The organism is Pyrococcus sp. (assembly GCF_030153625.1).
Classification (GTDB): domain Archaea; phylum Methanobacteriota_B; class Thermococci; order Thermococcales; family Thermococcaceae; genus Pyrococcus; species Pyrococcus furiosus.
The window spans coordinates 1-14,835 of sequence record NZ_JASKLM010000044.1; the positions used below are offsets into that span (position 1 = coordinate 1).

The 14,835-nt window shown below is 40.6% G+C and carries 14 protein-coding genes and 1 CRISPR repeat array; of the genes, 4 read left to right on the forward strand and 10 right to left on the reverse strand.

The genetic code is table 11. The features are described 5' to 3' along the window. The first annotated feature begins 60 nt into the window (after window positions 1–60). A CRISPR array of direct repeats spans window positions 61–1,373; the repeat unit is 30 nt; unit sequence GTTCCAATAAGACTACAAAAGAATTGAAAG. A 283-nt stretch (window positions 1,374–1,656) separates the two neighbouring features. From PWP39_RS07805 to PWP39_RS07835, 7 genes are all read right to left on the reverse strand, one after another. Then, window positions 1,657–1,809, reverse strand: a complete 153-nt coding sequence (locus PWP39_RS07805; RefSeq protein ID WP_011011367.1) for a 30S ribosomal protein S27ae — start codon at window positions 1,807–1,809, stop codon at window positions 1,657–1,659. Between the two features lie 2 nt (window positions 1,810–1,811). Further along, complete coding sequence (locus PWP39_RS07810) at window positions 1,812–2,111, reverse strand: 30S ribosomal protein S24e (protein WP_011011368.1); 300 nt, start codon at window positions 2,109–2,111, stop codon at window positions 1,812–1,814. Beyond that, complete coding sequence (locus tag PWP39_RS07815; RefSeq protein WP_011011369.1) at window positions 2,101–2,634, reverse strand: GTP-dependent dephospho-CoA kinase; 534 nt, start codon at window positions 2,632–2,634, stop codon at window positions 2,101–2,103. The genes PWP39_RS07810 and PWP39_RS07815 overlap by 11 nt, the downstream gene beginning before the upstream one ends. Next, window positions 2,634–2,819: a transcription elongation factor subunit Spt4 gene (spt4, locus tag PWP39_RS07820; protein WP_011011370.1), complete on the reverse strand. Its 186-nt coding sequence runs from the start codon at window positions 2,817–2,819 to the stop codon at window positions 2,634–2,636. Before spt4 ends, PWP39_RS07815 begins: the two co-directional genes overlap by 1 nt. Further along, window positions 2,816–3,385: a DNA-directed RNA polymerase gene (locus PWP39_RS07825; RefSeq protein ID WP_011011371.1), complete on the reverse strand. Its 570-nt coding sequence runs from the start codon at window positions 3,383–3,385 to the stop codon at window positions 2,816–2,818. Before PWP39_RS07825 ends, spt4 begins: the two co-directional genes overlap by 4 nt. Before the next feature lie 38 nt (window positions 3,386–3,423). Further along, window positions 3,424–3,960, reverse strand: coding sequence for an inorganic diphosphatase (locus tag PWP39_RS07830; protein WP_011011372.1), 537 nt, complete (start codon window positions 3,958–3,960; stop codon window positions 3,424–3,426). A 69-nt stretch (window positions 3,961–4,029) separates the two neighbouring features. Further along, a complete protein-coding gene (locus PWP39_RS07835; protein ID WP_011011373.1) occupies window positions 4,030–4,875 on the reverse strand; it encodes a deoxyribonuclease IV in 846 nt (281 codons plus the stop codon). Between the two features lie 71 nt (window positions 4,876–4,946). Between PWP39_RS07835 and PWP39_RS07840 the strand changes: the two genes are divergently transcribed. Both PWP39_RS07840 and PWP39_RS07845 read left to right on the forward strand, forming a co-directional pair. After that, on the forward strand, window positions 4,947–5,249 hold the full coding sequence (locus PWP39_RS07840; protein WP_011011374.1) for an MTH1187 family thiamine-binding protein: 303 nt from the start codon (window positions 4,947–4,949) through the stop codon (window positions 5,247–5,249). Beyond that, a complete protein-coding gene (locus PWP39_RS07845; RefSeq protein WP_011011375.1) occupies window positions 5,246–6,376 on the forward strand; it encodes a DUF373 family protein in 1,131 nt (376 codons plus the stop codon). The genes PWP39_RS07840 and PWP39_RS07845 overlap by 4 nt, the downstream gene beginning before the upstream one ends. On the opposite strand, the gene PWP39_RS07850 is transcribed toward PWP39_RS07845, so the two are convergent. Both PWP39_RS07850 and PWP39_RS07855 read right to left on the reverse strand, forming a co-directional pair. After that, entirely contained in the window at window positions 6,368–9,139 is a 2,772-nt protein-coding gene (locus PWP39_RS07850) for a COG1361 S-layer family protein (RefSeq protein WP_288073413.1), read from the reverse strand. The genes PWP39_RS07845 and PWP39_RS07850 overlap by 9 nt on opposite strands. Next, a complete protein-coding gene (locus tag PWP39_RS07855; RefSeq protein ID WP_288073414.1) occupies window positions 9,126–11,372 on the reverse strand; it encodes a hydrophobe/amphiphile efflux-3 (HAE3) family transporter in 2,247 nt (748 codons plus the stop codon). Before PWP39_RS07855 ends, PWP39_RS07850 begins: the two co-directional genes overlap by 14 nt. Window positions 11,373–11,445: 73 nt before the next feature. Between PWP39_RS07855 and PWP39_RS07860 the strand changes: the two genes are divergently transcribed. Further along, entirely contained in the window at window positions 11,446–11,964 is a 519-nt protein-coding gene (locus PWP39_RS07860) for a GbsR/MarR family transcriptional regulator (protein WP_011011378.1), read from the forward strand. Window positions 11,965–12,033: 69 nt separating this feature from the next. Here the strand turns inward: PWP39_RS07860 and hisS are convergent, their stop codons facing one another. Further along, window positions 12,034–13,332, reverse strand: a complete 1,299-nt coding sequence (gene hisS / locus PWP39_RS07865) for a histidine--tRNA ligase (RefSeq protein ID WP_011011379.1) — start codon at window positions 13,330–13,332, stop codon at window positions 12,034–12,036. A 103-nt stretch (window positions 13,333–13,435) separates the two neighbouring features. Here hisS and PWP39_RS07870 point away from each other — a divergent pair, with 103 nt between their 5' ends. Further along, complete coding sequence (locus PWP39_RS07870; protein WP_011011380.1) at window positions 13,436–14,623, forward strand: glycine C-acetyltransferase; 1,188 nt, start codon at window positions 13,436–13,438, stop codon at window positions 14,621–14,623. Window positions 14,624–14,835 lie beyond the last annotated feature (212 nt).

Below are 14,835 nucleotides of genomic sequence, written 5' to 3' on the forward strand. Positions count from 1 at the left end.
TAAGACTACAAAAGAATTGAAAGCTGAGTTAAGGGTGATAAATGAGGACAGTGTTGTGAAGTTCCAATAAGACTACAAAAGAATTGAAAGTTAGACTACGAGAGCACAAGAGAAGAAGAAATATTCGGTTCCAATAAGACTACAAAAGAATTGAAAGTGAAAGGGATTTCAATATTATTGATGCTCTTTCAATTCTTTTGTGTTCCAATAAGACTACAAAAGAATTGAAAGGGAACGGATTATAACGGATGTTTATAAGGAAGGGTGGGTTCCAATAAGACTACAAAAGAATTGAAAGTGGGGTGTGCCTTCTTGAGTTCGTAGAGGTTTTCCAGTTCCAATAAGACTACAAAAGAATTGAAAGTTAGGAGGTGGTTAGAGATGGGAGAAGAGATTTTGAAGTTCCAATAAGACTACAAAAGAATTGAAAGAAGAGTGAAGGTAGTATACGTAGTTACGAAGGACATGTTCCAATAAGACTACAAAAGAATTGAAAGTGTAATAGAAGCGGATGTAGTGGAGACTGAGCAAGGTTCCAATAAGACTACAAAAGAATTGAAAGTGACTCTCAAGTCGATAATCTCTGTTTCACGTCTGGTTTTGTTCCAATAAGACTACAAAAGAATTGAAAGGCTAACGTAAAGAACTCAATTGCGTTTAGCCTTGCGTTCCAATAAGACTACAAAAGAATTGAAAGCTTTCTGGAGCTACATATACACTTGACGAGAATCCTTGTTCCAATAAGACTACAAAAGAATTGAAAGGTCAAATTTTCCTAAGGCTTTTGATATTACTCTTAAATCGTGTTCCAATAAGACTACAAAAGAATTGAAAGTAGCAGCTGAGAACTATTACCACATAGTTTACGCCGGTTCCAATAAGACTACAAAAGAATTGAAAGGTACTACAGCCAGAGGGGCGCGGGCTCTTCAAGCCAAGTTCCAATAAGACTACAAAAGAATTGAAAGCTGGCTTATTCTTGGTATCATGAAGAAATACTTGAAGTTGTTCCAATAAGACTACAAAAGAATTGAAAGCTGGGTTTTTACCGTTCTGCTTGCACCATTGGTAAAAGTTCCAATAAGACTACAAAAGAATTGAAAGAGTCATTTATCCTCCCTCCCGTCTTCAGCATTTCCTCCAGTTCCAATAAGACTACAAAAGAATTGAAAGTAATATTACCACCGACGCCACAAACGGTGGAACTCCGTTCCAATAAGACTACAAAAGAATTGAAAGCTACTAGCATTGCGAAGATTCCTGCGATCAAGGCCGTGTTCCAATAAGACTACAAAAGAATTGAAAGGTCTGCAAGGTAGTTGTTCCTCTGGATTATTTTTGCTGTTCCAATAAGACTACAAAAGAATTGAAAGACACTCATGTTTTGCTCGTATATGGGACTGACGGTGAAGTTCCAATAAGACTAAAAATAGAATTGTAAATAATCTGCGGTGGTGGTGTGTAGGGACAAAAAGACAGAAACTCCTGAATAGGGGTGGGAAAAGGGCATGAATACCTATCTATATGTCAGGAATGACAAGTTCTTCCTCCGTTAGCAAGAATTTCCTATAAGCCTTGAGTATATCTCTATATCTTCCCTCTACATTTCTAATTTTCTAAGAATAAGGTTTGAAAAAAGCTCAAAAAGCGTAACCTTCACTTCTTCCACTCTGTATATCCACACTTCCCACAGGCCCACCTATCCCCGTGATCTGCCATGAATACTCCTGGGCCACAGCGCGGGCAGAACTTGTTCTTTCTTATAACTTTCCCATCCTTAATCTCGTAGAGCTTCCACTTCTGTCCCATTCTCACTCACCCTCCTTCTTCTCTATTAATCCATCTCTAATTAAAATGTACTCGGGCTCTATGTAGAGCATTCTCTCCTTGCTGTCGTATGCCTTCGCATATCCCTTGCTTATGTAGCTTCCGAAGTAACTCCTTATGTACTGAATAACTGTTGTTTCGGGGTTTAAGTCAAGCATTGCCACTAGCTTTCCTTTTACGTCCTTTCTACTTGGGGTGGGCTCTCCTGGGTGATAAATTTCGAAGTATATCTCCTTTCTCCCGATAAGTTTGTTTTCCTTGATCTCTTTAATTCTAATCTCCATTCCTAACCACCTCCATATTTCTCATAATTTCTGCACACCTGCGTTTGCATTCAGAAGTTACCTTTATAAGCACTATGCCTTCCCTGGGTTGCCCATATACAACAAAACTTCCAAGTGGTGCGTATAACACTGCGGGAATTGCTGCTAGATCCTCCTCACCATTAACAACAATGTGAACATTTGTGCCTCTTCTAATGAGGGAATACGCCTTTTTTATCGTTTTTAGTAGGTGAAGAGTAATAGTTCCAGGGGGATTTTTAACTGTTAGGAGGACTCCTTTATCTCCAATCTCGGGCTTATATTCTCTTCTCTCGGTTTTATGGTCATAAATAGCCAAGCGGGGTCTTAATCCTACCTTCAGGCTGTTCTCGGTAACTACATCTCCCACGGTAATAAGAGTGTTTGAATTTACAATTTCTTTTAACTTAAGATATGGGATTGGAATTTCTCCTTTTATAAGCTCACCAAGAGGTTTCTTTAATTCTTGCCGCAAGTTTAGGGGTAATTTAAACATTACAGACATCAGCGCACCCTTATGGCATATTTTCCTGGGACTTTTGCTCCAATTTTCTTAGCAATTTCACTGTTCTCAACGTCAACTATTATAACTAGATCGAACCATTCCTCACTCAAATCTCTACTTCCACAAACTGGGCATCTATCTTCTGAAGTAATGTAGTGACAGTGTCTGCAGGCTTTTTCACTCACTTCTTACCCTCCTCCTTTTCTTTCTTCTTTTCCTTCTCTATCCACTCGAATTTTCCAAGGCCAGGCTGCCTCATTGTAAGTCCTATTCTGTTCTCTCTTATGACTTTGCTCTTCGCACTAATGTTTATTATCCTAGCTCTCACCAAATCGCCAATTTTAAGTAGGTATTTCTTTTCTTTGCCAACAAATTGCTTATTTCTCTCGTCATATACTACATAATCGTCCATTAATTGGCTTATGTGGACTAATCCGTCAATTGGGCCAATCCTTATGAATGCCCCGAATGGCATAACATCAGCTACATAACCCTCAACTACTTCGTGAATCTTGGGCTCCCAAACTAGAACATCAAAAACTACCTCGTGGTACGTTGCTCCATCTCCTGGGATTATGATACCGTCTTTGATATCCTTGACCTCAAGAATTGATAGGATTACCCCTTCATCTTTGTCGTATGTTCCTTCGTAAGTCTCCCTTAGGATTATTTTTGCAGCTTCCTTGGGGTCCATGGTAAACATTGTTGGGGGTATCCTCACGACGTCCTTTACGGTGACTATCTTGTACATGTTTCTTCCTCCAAACAAATTTTAAGAGAGAAGAAGAATCACTCCTTCTTTCCAAACTTCTCTTTGTACATTTCTATGGCTCTTAGGATTTCTCTCTTTGCAGCTTCTGCTCCTTCCCATCCCTCTACTATTATCTCTTTTCCTTGGAGTTCCTTGTATCTCTTGAAGAAGTGTGCAATCTCATCTAAGAATGCCTTAGGAACGTCGTCAATATCTTTCCAGTCCTTGAAGTATGGGTCTTCTACTGGAACTGCAAGGACCTTGTAGTCCTTGTCTCCGCTGTCGATCATCTTAAACAATCCAATGGGCCTAGCCTCAATTATTGTTAGCGGGTATACTGGCTCTCTCATTATGACCATTATGTCAAAGGGATCATCGTCCTCGTACCATGTTCTGGGTATTATTCCATAGTCTACTGGATAGAAGAATGGGCTGTAAAGTACCCTGTCCAATTTAAGCAATCCGGTCTTCTTATCTAGCTCGTATTTGTTCCTACTTCCCTTAGGGATCTCTATTATAGCATAGACGACTTCTGGGACGTCTGGCCCGGGTTCAAGGTCATGAAATGGGTTCATTTTTCTTCCCCTCCCTCTAAATTGTTCACTCAAGAAATCCTCTTCGAGTAGTTTGAAGACACACCACTTTTAAATTTTTAGCTCCTCCCATTTTTTCTTCATAAGCAGAGCATCCCCTTCTATATTGGGGCTCTCACTTATTACAACGCCCTTAACTTTAAATTCTTTGAGAACTTTGAGTAGATCTTCCCATTTAAGATCGCTCTCCTCTAGATTGAGATGCCTCTTTTCTCCCTTTTCTGTGTATTCAATTCCACTTATGTGAATATGCATGTTATCTAATGCCTCTCTCCCAAGCTCGTTTTCAATTAAAGCTAGCATCTCTCTCCACTCTTCTTCAGAGTTACACTTTCCCTTATTCCTCGCATGGGCATGGGCAAAGTCTATTGCGGGAAGAACAAGCTCTAGGTTTTGACTTAATTTAATTAATTCTTTCAGATCTCCAAATTGGGTCGGCTTTCCCGTCAACTCAGGTCTCAGCCAGACTTCTATTCCCCTGTCCTTTAATTCTCTCTCTATATCCTTTAGTGTGCTTTCAATTTTCTGATAAACCTTTTCTGGATGTTCTTTCAAGTAATAGCCAGCATGAAAAACTACGCTCCATCCTCCTGCCTCATATAGCCTTTCTGCACTCTGAATAATTCTCCTTTTGCTACTTTCCACTTTTTCCTTCTCTTTGGCGTTTAAGTTTATGTAGTATGGGGCATGCGCTGTTAAAACAACGTCGTTCTTTTTTGCTACGTATTTTATTTTCTTTGCCAGTTCGGGCCTTATATTTACTCCTCTCACAAATTCAAGCTCCATGGCATCTAGTCCAAGCTCTCTAACCCTTTCAATTCCAGCTATTGTAGAAGGTTTTGGAGTAGAAAGAGGTATTCCAGCAGTTCCAAATCTTAGCCTATCAATTTTGAACATACATAATTCCCCATCATGTGTTTGGATAAATCCTTTTAAGGTTTCCACATTATATATCTCGGTGAAAGACTATGGCTGTAATCATCGAGTTTTCTCTTATTCCTTTGGGGGAAGTAAGTGTGAGTAAGTACATAGCAGAAGCTATAAAGCTTTTAGAGGAGAAAGGTGTTAAATATCAGTTAACCCCCATGGGGACAATTATTGAGGTCGGGAGTGTGGAGGAAGGGTTGAAGATTGTGGGGGAGGCTCATGAATTAATGTTTAAATTGGGAGTTAAGAGGGTTGTTACCCACATAAAGATTGATGATAGAAGGGATAAAGAGAGGAAAATGGAGGATAAGGTAAAATCTGTGATTGAGAAGGTGAAGAAATGAAGGTATTAATCCTGGCTATTGATAGAGACAATGACTTTGGAGTAAAGGCCGGAGTTAATGGACCAGTTATAGGTAGAGAGAAGTGTCTAGATGCTGCTGTAAAGCTAAGTTTAGCTGATCCAGAGGATAGTGATGCAAATACTCTTTTTGCCGCAATAAAACTCTATGATGAGTTGAAGAGAAGTGGAGAGTTTGAAGATGTTGAAGTGGCTTTAATAACTGGACACCCTTCTGTCGGCGTGAAGAGTGACCTTGAATTGTCAAGACAACTTGAGGAAGTCCTTAAAGTGTTTCCGGCAGACGGTGTTATTCCCGTAACGGATGGGGCCGAGGATGAGCAAATATTTCCAATTATCTCCTCGAAGGTTCCAATAATAAGTAGCAGAAGGGTCGTTGTTAAGCAGAGCCCTGGGATAGAGACGACGTGGTACATAATTGTGAGATATCTAAAGGAACTCCTAAGCGATCCAGAAGCTTCCAAAGTTTTTGTGGGGATCCCAGGAATGATAGTTTTATTGTTTGGACTTGCAAAGCTTATTTCACTCCGCTATCCAGCAAGCACTCAGATTGTTTCCTCGGTCGTTACTGGCTTCATAATGTTGCTTGTGGGAGGATATTTCTTTGTTAAAGGGTTTAAACTCAGACCAATCCAGTCAATTGCTAAGATGATTAGTAGAGGGTTCATTACATTCATAGCAGGTCTAACTGGACTGATTGTTATTGGAGTGGGTGCGATAAAGGTATATTTAACTATTGAAAGCATTGCTGAGAGCATGATTGGGGGCATCCCCTCGAACGAGCTAATAGCTCTGCTAATATACATAAATGCCCTCAACTTCTATTTTATACTTGGTCTTGGAATAATAGCTCTTGGGAAGATAATTCAAGGTTATCTAAGGAGAAACTTCCACCTTTGGTATTACGTTACAGCCCTGCTAATGCTCCCAGGATTTTGGATTGTTATTGACGTTGTGACAAGATATGCGAACCCCTTCATTAAAATTTCAACTACAGAAATTGCTACAAAAGTGCTCCTTGTGGGGGTTGACCTAGTTATTAGTATCCTAATTGGGTTAAAATTGAAAGAAAGAATAAAAAATTGGGCTATAAGGGTTCCGTCACTTTGACCTTCTCTTTAAGTAGATAAACACGGCAATTGTTATGGCAAGGATTCCAGAAATTGTGGCTAATAACCTTAGCCTACTTTGCGTTTCAGTGTTCTCTTTTACTGGGATGCTTATTGAGTATTCAAAAGTATAAACGTTGTCGTCTCCTTTTTCTCTATCGCCAACTGCTCTAATCCTTATTTGGATTATGTAATCTTTTGGAATTGCATTTCTGCTTATTGAGAGTGTTATCACTCCCTGGCCAGTTTGATTTGGATGTAGATTTCCGACGTAGTCAGTCCTCTTTATAATTGAGAACGGCTGTGATGACTTAACAACACCTTCGATTATAACGTTTTCAGCTTTTTCTCCTCCAATGTTCTTTAGCGTAACGTAAACGTTAACATCTCTTCCTTGCACTGGTTCTGGGTTAAACGTAACGTTTTCAATGATGATGTTCGGTTTCTCCTCTATTATTATGGGGACGTAGAGGGTTATGTTCCTATAAGTCCCAGTTGGGTCTTTATAGGTAACCAGAATTGGTATTTTATATTCTCCAGGCTTCGCGTTCTTGTCGACATCTACCTTGAAAGAAGCTTGGTATGAATCTCCTTGTCTTAATGTTCCTGCATTGATTATCTTATCGCTTGTTTCGCTTAAGGAGAAGGGATACCTTGGCTCTGGTGTTAATATTACATATCTTGCCTCTCCGCTTCCCACATTCTCTACGCTGAAGCTCACCACTACATCTGCATACCCAGGGAGCACCCTGCTTGGAGATGTTAGAACTTTCGAAATTATTATTCTCTCCATTCCAGTAACCTCTACTCCAACAACTCTATCATCCTCTATTAGCTTATCATCTGGAGAAGTTACATACCTTAGACGAAGCTTTACGGGATAAATATTACTCTCAAGTCTGCTGTTGGCTTTTAACCTAAATGTCACTACAACAGTTTGATTTGGCAGTACTATTCCGTTGTATTTGACGTTGTCCTCTCCTATCGGAAGGAATACTTGAGATTCTTCGGTTCCTAAATTCTCTATCAATTGGTTTATTGCCTTTTGCAAATTCTCCGAGAGTAGCTCACCCTGAGGTATTGGGAAAGAGGAAAGCTGAGACAAGTCTACTTTGGTAATTTCCCTTTGGATTTGAGTTTCTATTGGTTCTATTTTAACCTCCAATCCTTTTGCATATCCCTCTCCCTTGTTCTTTAGCGCTAAAACTAGTGTAAATGTTGACCCAGGTTCAACTTTTTCAGGAATTGTAGTCGCGTTTTCTATCTCTATGAAGGCTTCCCTCTTTCTAACTACAGTAATTGCTAGCGTGAACTCTTGAGATATTTTGGAATCCTCATTTCCAGAATAGTATTCAATTTTGATTTTAATGGGATAAGTCCCTGTACTCGCATCTTCATTTACGTGTAAGGTGAAGGTTTTAGTAAAGCTAGCGCCTGGCTCAAGGAAGTTTTTGTAGAATGAATCGGGAGTTACTGGGTTGAATGGTGAAGTTAAGATATTTGCTCCTGTAAGCATTGAAATATCACTTGGTTCTGCGCTAACTAAAATCTTTCCTACGATTTCTTTTGCCGTATCCCTACCAGAATTTTCAAACGTTAATGTTAGGTTGAAATCTTCCCCAGGGTGAACGATCTTAGGGACTGAAACGTCTTTAAGAGTTAAGTGGGCCTCATAATCTTTCCTTATTGTGACGACTGCAGAATCGTAGAGAGTTCTTTGTTCAAGCAACTGGCCTGAAGTGTAGACAAAGTATATTACGGACAAGTAAATTGGGTAATCTCCTGGCCTTGCATTTTCATTGACTTTGTACTTGAAGCTCAGCTCAACTTCTTCTCCGGGCTCTATGAGATCTATGTACTTGTACATTGTTTCTAGTGGGTAGAGAGCTCCTTGCAGTACTCCGGTCTGAGAGGCCAATTGGGGAAGTGCTGTGGAGATATCATTTTGGGTTTGGCTAGAGGGAAGTGTGGGCATGATGGGAGTTGGTGAGAGTATTGCAGTGACGAACCTAACTTTTCTGGCACCTATGTTCTTCAGCTTTACTTTTATCTCGAATATTTCTCCAGGCTTTAACTTTCCTGGATACTCAATTTTCGAGAGCAGTAATCCTTGAACCAGGGAAACCCTCCACTCAACTGGCCCGCTGATGCTGACTTTTGCTCCATTTGGATATACCTGAACAACTGTAATATACAGAGTTTTTCCATTGTATTCAATTTTTGCAGTTTCATTAACTCCTATCGGCTCGGCATTTGGGATTGTATATGGTTTTGATACGTCCTCTACTTCTATTCCTAATTCAGGGTGCTCTTCTATGGTCTTCACTATAGCTTCCCAAATTTCAATTTCATCAGCCGTAGAGAGCCATTGGAGGAATTGGGCAAATTCTGTAGGGTCGTCGGGATTATAGCCGAGAGTTTCGGCCATGGCCCTTAAGAATGTTACATTTGAGAGTAATTGTGATACTTTTTCTTCATCTGGAATATATATTACAGTTAGATTTGGCCCCACTGGGTTCATGTCCTCATCAAATGCTAGAAACACAGCCTTCCATTTGTTCTCATTGATATCGTATACTGTCTCTTTGAAAATTATCATTAATGGACCTATTAGGAGGTAATCCCCAACGTTCATATAGCCCTCATATAAAAGATCTCCTCCAGTTGCTGTGTAGTTTCTTCGTGCTATGTCTTCCTGGGCAATTACTGGAGACAATAATGAGAGGCCAATTAAAGCGATGAGTATAAGACTAATCTTTTTCACTTCTCCCACCTCCTATCTTTTTTCCAAACTCTAACTGGAGTATTGCAGGGGTAACGAGATAAGCAGATAACATTGAGGCAAAGATTCCCACGGCCAAAACCTTCCCAAAGTCGTGAATTGCGGTAAGGTCAGCGGAAAGTAATGCCAAAAATCCTCCCGCTGTGGTGAGGGCCCCCACAAGGATTGATGGGCCTACGCTCTCCATTGTAGTAATTATTGGAGTCTTGTTTCCTTCTCTAAATTCTTCCATGAACCTGTGGGTAATGTGCATCCCATAGTCAACTCCCAACCCAACTATCATCGAAACAACTCCAGCCAAAGTTTGAGTAAACGGGATCCCAGTGAGTCCCATATATCCAATGGTCCATAGAGCCCCCAGGAACATGGGCATTATCATAGCTATTGAGACTGAAGGTTTTCTAAACAAAATGAATACGACAAGGACAACTATTACCGTTCCGATTGTGGAAATTCTGCTGAGCTCGCTGTTCACTAAATTGTTTAAGACGTAGTTTAGATAAGCCTCTCCAGCTAAGCTTATTTCCGTTCCTGGGGGGAAATCGCTCATCTTAATTTCTTCTTCAAAGTATCTCATTATTCTATCGAAATCTTCTTGGGTAACACCCATGAAGTTCCCTTTAAACTTTATTATTGTCATTCTATAATCGGGAAAAACTAAGTTGGAGTCTTTGAGAGCCTCTTTTATTAGCTCCTTGCTATTGGGTATATATCCGTATTTTTCTATAACTTCATCGGCAATACTCTCGCTTTCAAATACATTGTTATAGTATGAATCGGCCTCGACTGCTCTTTCAAACCTTAGAATTGCCCTAACGATTTCTGGTTCCCTAACGTCGTCTGCTCTGACGAGAATATCGATTTCATCTTGGCCCCCAAATTCTGATCTTATGTCAGTTAAAGCCTCAATCTCAGGAATTCCCCTGGGAATCATCTTTTCCAGCCTAACTTCCGTTGTAACCTGACTTAATCCATATATAGAAACTACTGAGATCATAAAAGCTACTATTAAAGCTCCTATTGGGAATTTCTTTATCCCCCATCCCCATTTTCTAAATAACCCTGTTAACTTACTTTCACTACTTGAAATACTTGTCTTAATTTCTTTCTTAAACAACAAGCTTCTAATTTCCTCCTCTAAGATCGCGAGGGATGGAGTTATTATTACTGCATTTATTGCTGCCAACCCAAGTCCCATGGTTAGAGTTACGCTCAACATCTTTAGTGATGGAAGAATTGAGATCGATAAGGCCAAAAACCCAGCAATAGTTGTTAAAGCAGCTCCCAGGAGAGCCTTCCCAGTTTCAGCAATAGCTTCCTCAGCCGCCTCTTCTGGGGATCTCCCCCTGTTCCTCTCTTCATAGTATCTGTTGGTGATGTGAACTCCATAGTCTATTCCCATTCCTATTATCATTGCCCCAACAGTACTAGTTGCAATATCAAGGGGGATTCCTAAAAGTCCCATGAACCCTAGGGTCATGACAACACCGAATATCAGTGGAATTAGTGGTATGAACATTCTCACCGGTGATTTGTAAAAGTACAGGAGGAGAAATACAACAATTGCCCCAGCTACTGCCATTGTCTTATTCATGTCACTTTGGAGCATTTGAAGTATTCTATAAGTTATTCCCAGGTCGCCAGTTAGAATAGCCTTTACGCCATCAGGAAAGTTGCTTTTCTCTATGTCTGAATTTATCTCATTGTAAACTCTAACTAACGTTTCCTGATTTCTTTCTCTGTTGATTTCAACTATGACGAGAGTTGAAGAATAGTCACCACTAATCAAACCGTTCTTTGCTTCTGGAGGTAAGAAGTTGAGAACGAAGTTCACTTCCTCGATACTCCTGGGCAGTCTTCCTAAAATCTGAACACAGAGGTCGGCTATGCTGAATGTGCTGGTAACGTATTCCCTCTCCTTTAATCTTTGCTCTAAATTGTATATGGCCTCTATAACCCTGGGATCCCTAACATCTACAACAGATTTCGTACTCTCAATCTTGACATATATTAGGGCTGAACTTCCTGCATTAAACTCGTTTTGAAGGGCGAAATAATCTTTAACTGCCTCTAAATCCTCGGGAAGTTGCTTAGATAAATCACTTTCAAACCTTAGCTGAGTTAATCCATAACCAGATAGCACTAAGAGGAACATCGCTATTACTGCAAGAGCATGCCTGTAGACAACTATTATTTCAGCTATTTTCCTCAACATGTTTCTCACCGAACTTTCGGAATTTTCCGAAAGTTTTATATTTTAGGAATCTTAAAAACATTGCGGTGAGAGCATGGGTATTGAGGAGGCTAAGAAGATAATCTTGGAGCTATATGCAAACACCGCTAGAAGGCTTGGACAGAGTGAGCTAATTGGTTATATTTATGGGGCCTTATTTTTCTCAGAAGACCCCCTTAGCCTGGGAGATATCTCTGAATTGACGGGATATTCTCTCTCCCACGTGAGCTCAGCAATGAAAGTTTTGGAGAGCGTTGGTCTCGTTAGGAGAATTAAGAAACCGGGAGATAGGAAGGTGTATTTTGTTGCAACTAAAACGTTCAGTGAGTGGAGAAGTTCGGCATTCTATGATAACATTATGGATAATATAAGAGAAACTAGGGAGAAGCTTCTGGAAGCCCTAAAAGAGTTGGAAGGAGAGGAAAGTGAAGAAGCTGAGAAACTTAGACAAAAAATAAACATGGCCCTTAGGAGGAACGAAATTAGTGAAAAGCTCCTCTCACTGATAATGAAGTTTGACTCTGAAGAAGAGCTCTTGGAGACTCTGGAGGAGTGCTTAAAAAAGAGAAAATGAGATCAGCCAGGAATCCGGTCATCATGCCCTCAGTATCGGATGGCGCTCATCATTCAAAATAAGCTCATCTCATGTCTTTAAAGCATTTTTCATGAATTCAACTATGTCATCAATTTTCACTTCGTTCTGCTCTCCACTCTCCATATCCCTAACAGTAACGACTCCCCTTTCCAAGTCTTTTTCTCCAACAATGATTGTCTTCTTCACCCCTACTTTGTTTGCATAGTCCATTGCCTTTTTGAGCTTCCTTCCCATCAGCTCAATCTCCGTTTTAATTCCTGATTTTCTTAAGCTCGTTGCTATTCTTATGGCAACTTTTTTCATCCTTTCTCCAATTGGGACAACATATACGTCAGGAGCAATTTGGACTTCAGGAATGAGGCCTTTTGCTTCCAATATTGGGATTAACCTTTCAATTCCTATTGCAAAGCCCGTTGCTGGCGTTGGTTTTCCTCCAAACACTTCAATGAGGTTGTCGTATCTTCCTCCTCCACCAATTGAGCCAATTCCAAGATCGTTTGGAGCTATGGCCTCGAAAACTATACTAGTGTAGTAGTCGAATCCGCGCGCTATTCCTAAATCTATCCTTATCCAGTCTTTAACTTCGTAAGCCTCTAGAAGATCTATGAGTGCGTACAGCCTATTGATCTCGTTCTTTGCAACTTCACTTGTAAATAATTCTTCAGCTAGTGGAAGAACTTCATCTGGTTTCCCCTTTATGTTGATTAACTCTAAAACTTTCTCTATTCCATTCTTATCTAATCCAAATTCCTTTAAGGCATTAATGAAGTCCTCTTGAGGAAGTTTGTCTTTCTTGTCTATTATCCTCATGAGCCCAATATCGTCCTTAACACCAAGCATTTTCGCGAATTCATCGAGCAAAATCCTATCCCCTATGTTTACTGTGAACTCTCTTAGTCCAGTTGCCAAATAACTCTCCACGAAGAGTGCAATTACCTCAGCATCAGCCTCGACCTTATCGCTTCCTATTAGCTCAACCCCAGCCTGCCAGAATTCCCTATACCTCCCACTTTGGGGCTCTTCATACCTAAACATATTTGCTATGTAATACCACTTTATTGGCTTTGGGGCGGTCTGGAACATATTAACATATAGCCTGGCAACGCTTGACGTCATGTCGGGCCTTAGTGAGACATCTCTTCCTCCCTTGTCTTTGAACGCGTAGAGCTGTTTAACAACTTCTTCTCCACTTCTAAGCTCAAAGAGCTTTGTATATTCCATGGTTGGAGTTAAAACCTCTTTAAAGCCATAAGTTTCAAATCTTTCTCGTATTCTCTCAAAAACCCATCTTCTTTTGACCATCTCCTCTGGCAAAAAGTCTCTTGTTCCCTTTACTCTTTCAATCATTGTTCTCTCCCATTCCTTTACGCTCGAAAGCTTTAATAAATGCTTTTCGGTTTGGCCAAAAAGTTTTATACTTGTAAAATTTTGTATTTACATGGTGGTTTCTATGGGAAAGCTTGATTGGATTAGGGAAGAACTTGAGGAACTTAAGAAGAAGGGGCTTTACGTGACAATTAGAGTTCTTCAAAGTGCCCAGGGCCCCTGGGTTATTGTGAATGGAAAGAAAGTTCTGAACATGTGTTCTAACAACTACCTAGGCTTAGCTGCACACCCCAAGATTAAAGAGGCTGCCATAAGAGCCATACTCGACTATGGAGTTGGTGCTGGTGCCGTTAGAACCATAGCTGGAACTATGGATCTCCACGTGGAGCTTGAAGAAAAATTGGCTAAGTTCAAGAAGAGAGAGGCAGCAATACTCTTCCAGAGCGGTTACAACGCTAACCTTGGAGCTATAAGTGCCCTCCTAAGAAAGGGTGAGGACGGTGTATTCTTAAGTGAAGAGCTAAACCACGCAAGTATTATAGATGGAATGAGACTGAGTGGAGCTCCTAAGGTTATTTACAAACACTTGGATATGGAGGACCTTAAGAAGAAGTTAGAGGAGAACAAGGACAAGAAGAAGAAAATCATTGTTACAGATGGAGTATTCTCAATGGACGGTGACCTAGCTCCGCTTCCAGAGATAGTCGAGCTCGCTGAGCAGTACGATGCAATAGTTTACGTTGACGATGCCCACGGTGAGGGTGTCCTGGGAAGCCACGGAAGGGGAATTGTAGACCACTTCAACCTACACGATAAAGTTGACTTTGAGATGGGTACACTAAGTAAGGCCTTTGGTGTTATAGGAGGTTATGTAGCTGGTCCAGAGGAGGCAATTGAATACCTCAAGCAGAGGGCTAGGCCATTCCTATTCTCAAGTGCTCCAAATCCACCCGACGTCGCTGCAGCAATAGCTGCAGTTGAGATACTCCAGAAGAGTGACGATTTGGTTAAGAAGTTGTGGGACAACACCCACTTCCTCCAGAAGGGACTTAGGGACCTTGGCTATGATTTAGGAAACACAAAGCACCCAATTACCCCAGTAATGTTATACGATGAGAAACTTGCCCAGGAATTCTCAAGGAGATTATTCGAGGAGTACAACATCTTTGCCCAGGCAATAGTTTATCCAACAGTCCCCCTGGGAACAGCTAGAATAAGGCTTGAGCCCTCAGCAGCCCACACTAAGGAAGACCTCAAGTTAGTGATTGATGCATTCGAGGATCTTGGAAGGAAGACTGGCTTCCTGAAGTGAGTTTAGTAGGTAACACGCTCTGATAAAAGTTGACTTATTTCCCCTTCTTTTTTGTTTTAACGGCTCGTTCGTCTTTGTTTTTTAGTTTTGAGGGGTTATGGGTTGTTGAAGTGTTTTTGTGTTTTTTGTGTGGTTTTTTGTTTTTTTGTTTACCCTTTTAGTGGTAATTTTTTGTCGTTTGTATGCATTTTGTGTGGGGGCTTTAATCGGTT